Below are 8822 nucleotides of genomic sequence, written 5' to 3'. Positions count from 1 at the left end.
CGCCCCAACCGCGTGCGCGCCGACGACTACTACGTCGACGTCGACAACGTCGAGGGCGGACGTACCGCCACCGCCTATCTGCTCGCCCGCGGACACCGCCGCATCGGCACGATCTCGGGGCCCTCGGACATGCCCGCCGGCATCGACCGCCTGCAGGGGTTCCGCGATGCGATGGCCGACGCGGGGCTCGAGCCCGCGGTGGTCGAGAACGGCGACTTCACCGAGATGGGCGGGGCGCTGGCGATGAATCGCATCCTCTCGGCCGGCGTCGACCTCGACGCCGTCTTCGTCGCGAGCGACCTCATGGCGCGCGGGGCGTACGCGGCGCTGCGTGAGAAGGGCGTCGAGCCCGGTCGCGACATCGCCGTGATGGGCTTCGACGACTCCGCGGTCTCGACGGCGTTGACCCCGGCGCTCACCACCGTGCGTCAGCCGTCGCTCACGCAGGGGCGGCACATGGCATCCGTTCTTCTCGACATCCTGGCGGGGCGACCCGCGGCGCACGCCACGATCCTGCCCACCGAGGTCATCGAGCGCGGCTCGGCCTGACCCGCGCCGGGCCCCTCGGCGTCGCGAGAACAGGGGATGTCACCAGAACAGGCCCTCGGCGCCCGGATCCCCCTGTTCTCGGCGCCGCAGCCTGTTCTGGTGACGCCACGGGCTCAGCGCGCGTCGGGAAGCGGCTGCTGATAGACGTCCGGCACGTCGTCGCCGTCGGCATCCACCTCTTCGGCGAGGGCGAGCTGCTTGTAGCGGCGGTTGCGCACCAGCAGCACGCTCGCCGCGAGGACGGATGCCATCAGCGAGGCCGCCATGATCGCGATCTTCGCGTCGTCGGTGTGGGGGGAGCCCGCGGGGAAGCTGAGCTCGGCGATCAGCAGCGAGACGGTGAAACCGATGCCCGCGAGCAGGCCGACCCCGGCGAGGTCGATCCACTTGAGCGCCGGATCGAGACGCACCTTGGTGACCAGGGTGAGCAGCCGGACTCCGAGCAGGATGCCGACCGGCTTCCCGAGCACGAGTCCGGCGACGACGCCGATGGTCACGGGGTCCATGAGGGCCCGCACGACCCCCTCGCCCCCGCCGACCGCGACACCCGCCGCGAAGAAGGCGAAGATCGGTACGGCGATGCCGCTCGACAGCGGACGGAAGCGGTGCTCGAACTGCTCGGCGAGGTCCATGCCGTGGTGCTCGGGCTGGCGCTTCGACGCCGCGACGGGGATCGTGAAGGCGAGAGCGACGCCGGCGATCGTGGCGTGCACGCCCGAGGCATGCAGGAACGCCCACGCGGCGAAGCCGATCGGCAGCAGCACGACCCATGCACCCCAGGCGTTGCGCGCGAACCAGGCGCGGGCCCGGTGGGCGATGACGCCGTAGACGACGACCAGCAGCGCGAAGACGGCGAGGGGGACGAGCGAGATGTCGGTGGTGTAGAAGATCGCGATGATGGCGATGGCGATCAGGTCGTCGACCACGGCGAGGGTGAGCAGGAAGATGCGCAGGGGGCCGGGCAGGTGCGATCCGACCAGGGCGAGCACGGCGACGGCGAACGCGATGTCGGTGGCCGTCGGGATCGCCCAGCCGGCCAGCAGGCTCGGCTGCGTGTGCACGATTGCGACGTAGATCAGGGCGGGCACGGCCACGCCCGCGAAGGCCGCGGTGACGGGCACGATCGCGGTCTCGAAGCGGCGCAGGCTGCCGACGACGATCTCGCGCTTGAGCTCGAGGCCGACCATGAAGAAGAAGACGGCGAGCAGGCCGTCGGCCGCCCACGATCCGACGCTCAGCTCGAGATGCCACGGCTCGTACCCGAACCGGAAGTCGCGCAGCGCGAAGTAGGAGTCCGCCGCGGGGGAGTTCGCCCAGATGATCGCCGCGATCGCGGCGACCACCAGCAGCATCCCGCCGACGGATTCGCGACGCAGCAGCGTCGTGACGCGGTGGACTTCGCGGTAGCCGGGCCAGCTCGGCGCGCGGGTGGTGTCGTGGCTCATGAGGCCTCCTCAGGGGTCGATCGACAGAATGTCGACCAGACTTCCCGACGCACCAGGTCCCATTCTATCGCGCCGCGCTCGCGTGAACGCCGAACGCGCACGCCCCCCAACGAGCGTGCGCGTTCGACGGTCGGTCGGATCAGGCCGACACGGTCGCGGGCTGCTTCACCACCAGACGGTCGCCGTCCCAGCCGACGGGCAGGGGGTCGGTGATGCCGCCGACGAACGTGCCGTCGGGACCGACGTTGCGGAAGGCGAGCAGCTGCCACGCGCCGGCGCGATCCTGGATCAGACGGCCGACGTACAGGTCGTCGTCGGTGATCGGCGTGGCGGCCTCGATGTCGAACGGGCCGAGCACGTCGTCGGCGGGGACCGCCCACACCGCGCCGCGCGGGTGACGCTCGCGCACGGCATCCATCGCCTGCGCCGGCATGCACGAGAACAGCAGCACCGCGCGACCGTCGACCTGTTCGACCTGGGTCACCTCGAGCTGACCGAAGCCCCGCTCGGTGGGCGCGCTCACGGGGGCCTGCAGCTCCCACGTCTCGAGGTCGGGCGAGGTCGCGTGCGCCACGACGCCGCGGCCGTTCAGCGGACCGTGGGTCGCCCGGGCGGTGACGTACATGTGCCAGCCGACGCCGGCCGGGTCGGCGAACACCCACGGGTCGCGGAAGGCCTCGTCGTGCCACTCGGTGGTCGCGAGACGCTCGTACACCTCGCCGTCGGCTTCGAGGACCGGGTTCGCCGTGTTCTTGTGCCACGTGTACAGGTCGGAGCTGGTTGCGTAGCCGACACGCTGCACATTGCGCCCGTCCTCGGCGAGACGAGACCCCGTGTAGAAGAGGAACCACGTGCCGTCGGCGCGTCGCACGGTCGAGCCCGTCCAGGTGGCGAGGGCGTCGAAGTCGTCGGCTCCGCCGCGGACGAGGGCATCGGCGACGCGCTCCCACGACACCAGATCGGTCGAGACGGCGTGGCCGACGGACGCCCGGTAGTGGCGATCCTCGGGGTCGTGCAGCGCGCGCGAGGCGTAGAGGAAGAACAGGTGGTAGCGGTCGCCGTCGTCGGCGAACCAGAAATCCCACACGTAGGAATCGGCGAGGTCGAACACGTCAGGCACTCTCTTTCACGGCAGCATCGCGCTGCAGGTCGTCTCGGGTCGGGGGGTCCATCCCCTCGCGCCCGACCGTGATGGCGGCGGCAGCCGCGGCGCGGTCGAGCAGGGGGCGGAGGGTGTCGGCATCCGCGGAGCGCACGCTCTCGCGGAGCGCTGCGGTATCGCCGGCGAGGTTCAGGATGCCGTCCAGCAGTGCGCCCATGAAGGTGTCGCCCGCGCCGACGGTGTCGACCACGCGGGTGGGCACCGCCGGGACCTCGACGCGCGCGCGCGCGGTGACGGCGAGGGAACCGGCATCCCCGTCGGTGATGACGACGAGTCCGGCACCCAGGGCGATCCACTCGCGGGCGACGTCGACCGCGGCGACCCCGGGGGAGAGCCAGGCGACGTCTTCGGCGCTCGCCTTGACGATGTCGCTCACCGCGACGAGCGCCTCGACCCGCGCCCGGGCGTCGGCGACCCCGCCGGTCAGGGCCGGGCGGATATTGGGGTCGTAGCTGATGAGGGTTGTCGGACGCGCCCGCTCGGCAGCGGCGCGCACCTCGTCGGCGCCGGGCGCGAGGGTCGCGGCGACCGACCCGGTGTGGAAGATGCGCGCGGTCGGCACCTCGACGGGGGCCGGCAGGGTCCAGTCGATGTCGAAGACGTACGTGGCGTCGCCGCGCGCATCGATCGTCGCGGTGGCCGTGGCGGTGCGGACGGGTCTGCCCGCGGAGTGCAGGGCGACCCCGGATGCCGACAGCCAGCCCTCGAGGACGCGCCCGCGCTCGTCGTCGCCGACGCGCGCCACCAGGGCGGCCGCGCGGCCCAGTCGCCCCAGGGCGACGGCGACATTGGCGGGGCTCCCGCCGGGGCGCTCGGCCGCCCCGGCGGAAGTGGTGACGATGTCGATGAGTGCTTCTCCGAGCACGACGACATCGAGCGGTGCGCTCATCCCTTGACCCCCGAGGCGGCGATGCTGCTGACGAACGCGCGCTGGAAGACCAGGAACACGATCAGCACGGGGAGGGTGATGAGCGAGGTGTAGGCCATGACCTCACCCCAGGCGGTGTTGAGCTGGAAGAAGTACTGCATGCCGACCATGACGGGACGCAGGTTCTCTTTCTGCACGACCATGAGGGGCCACAGGTACTGGTTCCACGCGGGGAGGAAGGTGAGGATCGCCACGGTGGCGAACGCCGGTCCCGACAGGGGCACGATGATGCGCCGGTAGATGGTGAACCAGCTCGCGCCGTCGATGCGCGCAGCCTCGTCGAGCGACTGCGGGATCGTGGAGAAGTACTGCGCGAAGAGGAAGATCGAGAACGCGTTCGCGATGAACGGCACGATCTGCACCTGGTAGGTGTTCAGCCAGCCGAAGTCGTACTTGAGCACCCCGCCCTCCATGACGAGGGTCGGCAGCTGGTTGACCCAGTAGACCATCGGCACCGCGATCGTCTCGAACGGGACGATGAGCGTCGCGATGATCAGCGCGAGCACGACGACGCGGCCCTTCCACCGCAGGCGCGACAGGGCGAACCCGGCGAGCGAGTTGACGATCAGACCGAGCCCCACGGTGAGCACCGTCACCAGGATCGAGTTGAACAGGAACTGCCCGACGGGAACACGGTCGAACACGCCGAAGTAGTTGTCGAGGCTGATGTCGCCGGTGGGCAGGAACGCCGCGGGCGAGTTGATGTCGCGCAGGATCTGGGCGTCGGGCTTGAGGCTCGACACGAACATGAACACCAGCGGGAAGAGGAAGAACACCGCCAGGATCGACATCGCCACGTAGGTGAGGATGCGGCCGCGCCGCCCCTCGGACGAGCGGGTGCGCTGCCGCGCGGGCGGGGTCTGACGCGCGGGGCGCGCGGCGCGCCGGGGGCGCTCGAGGATGCCGGTCATGTCAGTTCTTCTCTCGGGTCAACCAGCGCTGGATGAGCGCGATGATCAGCACGGCCACGAAGAACAGGAGCGAGATCGCGGCGGCGTAGCCGATCTCCTGCTGCTCGTAGCCCTTGCGCACCGCGTGGAACACGACGGTCGACGTCGAGTTGAGGGGACCGCCCTGCGTCATCACGTCGACCTGGACGAAGAGGCCGAGGGCGGCGATCGTGATCGTGACGAGGACGAACACCATGGTCGGCCGCAGGCCCGGCCAGGTGACGTTGGTGAACTGGCGCCAGCGGCTCGCGCCGTCCATGCGCGCCGCCTCGTAGAGCTCCTCGGGGATGGTCTGCAGTCCCGCGAGCCAGATGATCATGTGGAAGCCGACGGCCTGCCAGATCGACAGCACGATGATCGCCCCGAGCGCCGTGCTCGGGTCGTTCAGCCAGTCGGCGCCCTTCAACGCCCCGAAGGTGACGGCGTCGATCATCGAGTTGATCAGCCCGTCGCTCTGGTACATGAAGCGCCAGAGGATCGACACCACGACGATCGAGGTGACCACGGGGATGAAGAAGACCACCCGGAAGAACGTCGTGCCGCGCAGGCGCTGGTTGACCAGCACCGCGAGGAACAGGCCCAAGCCGGCCTGGACAGGCACGACGACCAGCGCGAAGAGGAAGGTGTTCAACGCCGACTGCAGGAAGACCGGGTCGGCCGTGAACGCGCGGAAGAAGTTCTCGAGACCGACGAAGCGCGGCGGGTTCGGCGAGATCAGGCGGGCGTTCGTGAACGACAGCGTGAACGCCAGCAGGACGGGGACGATGAGGAAGAGCAGGAGCAGGACGGCGGCGGGGGCCATCATCGCCAGGCCCGCCCACGTCTCGCGTCCGCGCGAGGAGCGGAAGCGGCTGAGGGATCGGCGCGGCTGCTTCGCCGCGGCGACCGGAGGAGACACGGTCATCAGGTTCTTCTTTCGCGGGTCGCGGTGGGGGTCCGGAGCGGACCCCCACCGCTGGGCGCGGCGTTACTTCGCGCCGTAGCCGTCGTTGGACTCGATGTTGGTGTCGATCTCGGTGACCGCGGCATCCAGGGCCGACTGCACGTCGGCGCCGTTCATGATGTCCTTGGCCGCCGTCTCGAACGTGGTCGAGATCACCGCGTAGGCGGGGGTCTCGGGGCGTAGCACGGCGTACTCCTTCGAGAACTCCGCGAACGGGCGCAGCGCGCCGTCGGTGGAGTTGAAGTACTTCGACGCCTCGGTGGCCGCCTCGGTGGCGGGGATCACGAGCTGCTCGTCGGCGAACTGGGTGATGTACTTGTCGTCGAAGCTGAACTCGAGGTACTGGCGAGCGCCGTCGGCATCCGCGCAGGACGACGAGATGCCCCACTGCCACGAACCGCCACCGATCTTGGGGCCGTTGCCGAGGTTCGGCGGAGGCAGGATCAGCAGGTCGTCACCGACGGCATCCACCGCGGCCAGGCCGTTCCAGACGCCGGTGTAGCTCAGGGCCACCTTGCCGTCGACGAATTCCTGGTTGCCCACGGTGCCGCCGCTGTTGGCGTACCCCTTCTTGAACAGGTCCTGGAACCAGGTGCCCCACTTCACGGCATCCGGTCCGTTCAGGGTGCCGTCGGCCGACAGCATCGTCGAACGGTCGATCAGGTCGCCGCCGAAGCTCTGCAGGAACGGCGAGTAGGCGTAGGGCCACCACTCGCCCTTGTCCTCGGCGCCGATGTCGATGGGGGTGTCGTAGCCCGCGGCCTTGAGAGTCGCCAGCGCCTGGTCGAACTCGGACTCGCTCCACGGCTGGTCGATGCTCGGGATGCGGATGCCGTTGGCATCCAGCACCGACTTGCGCGCGAAGATGCCGAGGGCAGCGTCCCAGTACCCCGCGGAGTAGATCTCGCCGTTGTACTTTCCGACCGCGGTCGGAAGCAGCTTGTCGGTGATGTCGCTGGAGATGTTCAGCGGCTGCAGGTAGTTGGCCCACGCCCAGTTGGGCATGATCGGACCGTCGAGGTCGAGCAGGCAGGGCAGGTCTCCGGACGCGGCCGCGGCGACGATCGCGTCGTTGTACGCCCCCTGCGGGAACGACTCGGTCTTGACCTCGTACTTGTCCTGCGAGGCGTTGAAGTCGCTGATGATCTTCTCGTAGACGGCGAGCTCGGCGGGGTTTCCGGCCGAGTGCGTCCACATGGTCAGGACGGTGCGACCGTCTTCGGTCGTCGTGCTGCCCTGGCCGGCCTGACCGCAGCCGGTCATGACCAGCGCGGCAGCGACGCCCATCGCGGCGAGCGGGATGAAGGACTTCTTCATCGTGTTCCTTTCGGTGTACGACGACATCGCTGTCGCCATCGTGAGGGGACGCCGGGTGGCGTCAGTCCGCGGTCCGGGGTTCCCGCGCGCTGCCGAGGTGCGCGGGTGGACCGACGGAAGCCCGACGAACGATCGGGCAGTCCATGAGGTGGGGGGAGGAGGGGTCCGCCTCGCGGAGGCCGAGGGCGACCTCCATGGCCCAGCGGCCCATGGCCGCGTGGGGGAGCGAGACGGTGGTCAGCGGGGGATCGAGCTCGGCCGCGACCAGCTGCTGGTCGTCGTAGCCGACGATCGACAGGTCTTCGGGAATGCGGATGCCGTGACGGTGCGCCCACATCACGACGCCGGCCGCGATGCGGTCGTTGAAGGCGAAGATGCCGGTGGGGCGCTGCTCGTCCGGCAGGGCGAACAGCTCGGTGACGGCGCGCTGTCCGCCGGCTGCCGACGTGGGCGCGTAGACGTGCAGCGCGGGATCGGGGGTGATGCCCGCCTCGCTCAGGACGTCGATATACCCCTGCAGGCGCAGCTGGGCGGCGACGGGGCGGTCGTCGTCGCCGTCGTCGATGTACGCGATGCGGCGGTGGCCCGCGTCGAGGAGCTCCTGCGCGGCGGCGCGGCCGCCGGCGTAGTCGTCGGGCACGACAGCGGGGTAGCCGCCGCCGTCGGGGCGGCAGTCGAGGAACACCGTTCCGGCCGGGAGCCCCGCGGGGGCGGGCAGGACCCGGTGGTACATCGAGGCGTAGACCATGCCGTCGACGCGGTGGTTGACGAGGGTCGAGATCGCATCGGACTCGATCTCGGGGTGGCCGTCGGTGTCGACGAGGATGACGAGACGCTCGTTCTCGCGCGCCACCTCTTGCGCGCCGGCGAGCATGCGGCCGGCGAAGGGGGTCGTGGCGATGCGGTCCGATACGAGGCCGATGGTGCCGGTCACGCGGGTGCGCAGGCTCCGGGCGATCGGGTTGGGCGAGTAGCCGACCTCGTCCGCGACCCGGCGCACGCGCTCCTTGGTCTCGTCGGAGATGCGGGACTCGGCGTCGTTGAGCACGAGCGAGACGGTCGCGGGAGAGACGCCCGCCGCTTTCGCGACGTCGGCGAGACGCACTCGAGTCATCGCTCCACCCTCCGTTGGATAATCGATTTACCTTGCTGATAAACCGATTTATCAGCGACCGAGATCAGTGTGGGGTCTGGGGTGCTGCGGTGTCAAGTAACGGTCGGGTCACGACGCTCGTCGGCCGTCGCGGCGTGGCCTTCCGCGCCGTGCGCGTCCGCGCCGCGCTGGTCGGGGCCAGGTCCTTGCGCGCCGTGCGGGTGCCCGAGCCCGTGCCCGCCCGCGCCGCGCTCTGCCGCACCTCGCTGTGCCGTGATGAGCCCGTCCACGCCGTGCCGCGCGGTGCCTTCCCCGTCCGGGCGGGTCGCGGCATCCCGTGTCCGGGGGCTCCGCCGGCCGCGACGTCACGTGAAATGGACGAACCCACACGGCTTTGCGTGTGCGTTCGTCCACTTCACGTGATCTCGCCGGGGC

General features: G+C 70.1%; 8 protein-coding genes. 1 reads left to right on the top strand and 7 read right to left on the bottom strand.

The window, feature by feature from the left end:
- Positions 1 to 549: LacI family DNA-binding transcriptional regulator (locus DBR36_RS12560; protein WP_146185351.1), on the top strand; the 549-nt coding region annotated here is incomplete at its 5' end.
- A gap of 113 nt (positions 550 to 662) precedes the next feature.
- On the opposite strand, the gene nhaA is transcribed toward DBR36_RS12560, so the two are convergent.
- The 7 genes from nhaA to DBR36_RS12525 all read right to left on the bottom strand — a co-directional run bounded on the left by nhaA (position 663) and on the right by DBR36_RS12525 (position 8408).
- Positions 663 to 1994 (bottom strand): Na+/H+ antiporter NhaA, encoded by a 1332-nt coding sequence (gene nhaA, locus DBR36_RS12555; protein ID WP_108319883.1) that lies wholly within the window; start codon positions 1992 to 1994, stop codon positions 663 to 665.
- A gap of 139 nt (positions 1995 to 2133) precedes the next feature.
- Complete coding sequence (locus DBR36_RS12550) at positions 2134 to 3105, bottom strand: glycoside hydrolase family 68 protein (RefSeq protein ID WP_108319881.1); 972 nt, start codon at positions 3103 to 3105, stop codon at positions 2134 to 2136.
- 1 nt (position 3106) lies between these two features.
- Positions 3107 to 4045, bottom strand: a complete 939-nt coding sequence (locus DBR36_RS12545; RefSeq protein ID WP_108319879.1) for a PfkB family carbohydrate kinase — start codon at positions 4043 to 4045, stop codon at positions 3107 to 3109.
- Positions 4042 to 4995, bottom strand: coding sequence for a carbohydrate ABC transporter permease (locus DBR36_RS12540; RefSeq protein ID WP_108319877.1), 954 nt, complete (start codon positions 4993 to 4995; stop codon positions 4042 to 4044). Before DBR36_RS12540 ends, DBR36_RS12545 begins: the two co-directional genes overlap by 4 nt.
- A gap of 1 nt (position 4996) precedes the next feature.
- Positions 4997 to 5938, bottom strand: a complete 942-nt coding sequence (locus DBR36_RS12535) for a carbohydrate ABC transporter permease (RefSeq protein ID WP_108319875.1) — start codon at positions 5936 to 5938, stop codon at positions 4997 to 4999.
- Positions 5939 to 6001: 63 nt separating this feature from the next.
- Positions 6002 to 7294: an extracellular solute-binding protein gene (locus DBR36_RS12530; RefSeq protein ID WP_258222803.1), complete on the bottom strand. Its 1293-nt coding sequence runs from the start codon at positions 7292 to 7294 to the stop codon at positions 6002 to 6004.
- A gap of 61 nt (positions 7295 to 7355) precedes the next feature.
- Positions 7356 to 8408 (bottom strand): LacI family DNA-binding transcriptional regulator, encoded by a 1053-nt coding sequence (locus DBR36_RS12525; protein ID WP_108319871.1) that lies wholly within the window; start codon positions 8406 to 8408, stop codon positions 7356 to 7358.
- Between the last annotated feature and the right edge of the window lie 414 nt (positions 8409 to 8822).

The organism is Microbacterium sp. HMWF026, assembly GCF_003061325.1.
GTDB classification, from domain to species: domain Bacteria; phylum Actinomycetota; class Actinomycetes; order Actinomycetales; family Microbacteriaceae; genus Microbacterium; species Microbacterium testaceum_E.
The sequence above is the reverse complement of the archived record's forward strand: the minus strand, read 5'-3'. Positions and strand labels throughout refer to the sequence as shown.

What these genes read in the sequence shown, in the direction of transcription:
- DBR36_RS12535 (WP_108319875.1), bottom strand. Translation starts at nt 5,938, where the DNA reads ATGACCGTGTCTCCTCCGGTCGCCGCGGCGAAGCAGCCGCGCCGATCC.
- DBR36_RS12525 (WP_108319871.1), bottom strand. Translation starts at nt 8,408, where the DNA reads ATGACTCGAGTGCGTCTCGCCGACGTCGCGAAAGCGGCGGGCGTCTCT.
- nhaA (WP_108319883.1), bottom strand. Translation starts at nt 1,994, where the DNA reads ATGAGCCACGACACCACCCGCGCGCCGAGCTGGCCCGGCTACCGCGAA.
- DBR36_RS12540 (WP_108319877.1), bottom strand. Translation starts at nt 4,995, where the DNA reads ATGACCGGCATCCTCGAGCGCCCCCGGCGCGCCGCGCGCCCCGCGCGT.
- DBR36_RS12530 (WP_258222803.1), bottom strand. Translation starts at nt 7,294, where the DNA reads ATGAAGAAGTCCTTCATCCCGCTCGCCGCGATGGGCGTCGCTGCCGCG.
- DBR36_RS12545 (WP_108319879.1), bottom strand. Translation starts at nt 4,045, where the DNA reads ATGAGCGCACCGCTCGATGTCGTCGTGCTCGGAGAAGCACTCATCGAC.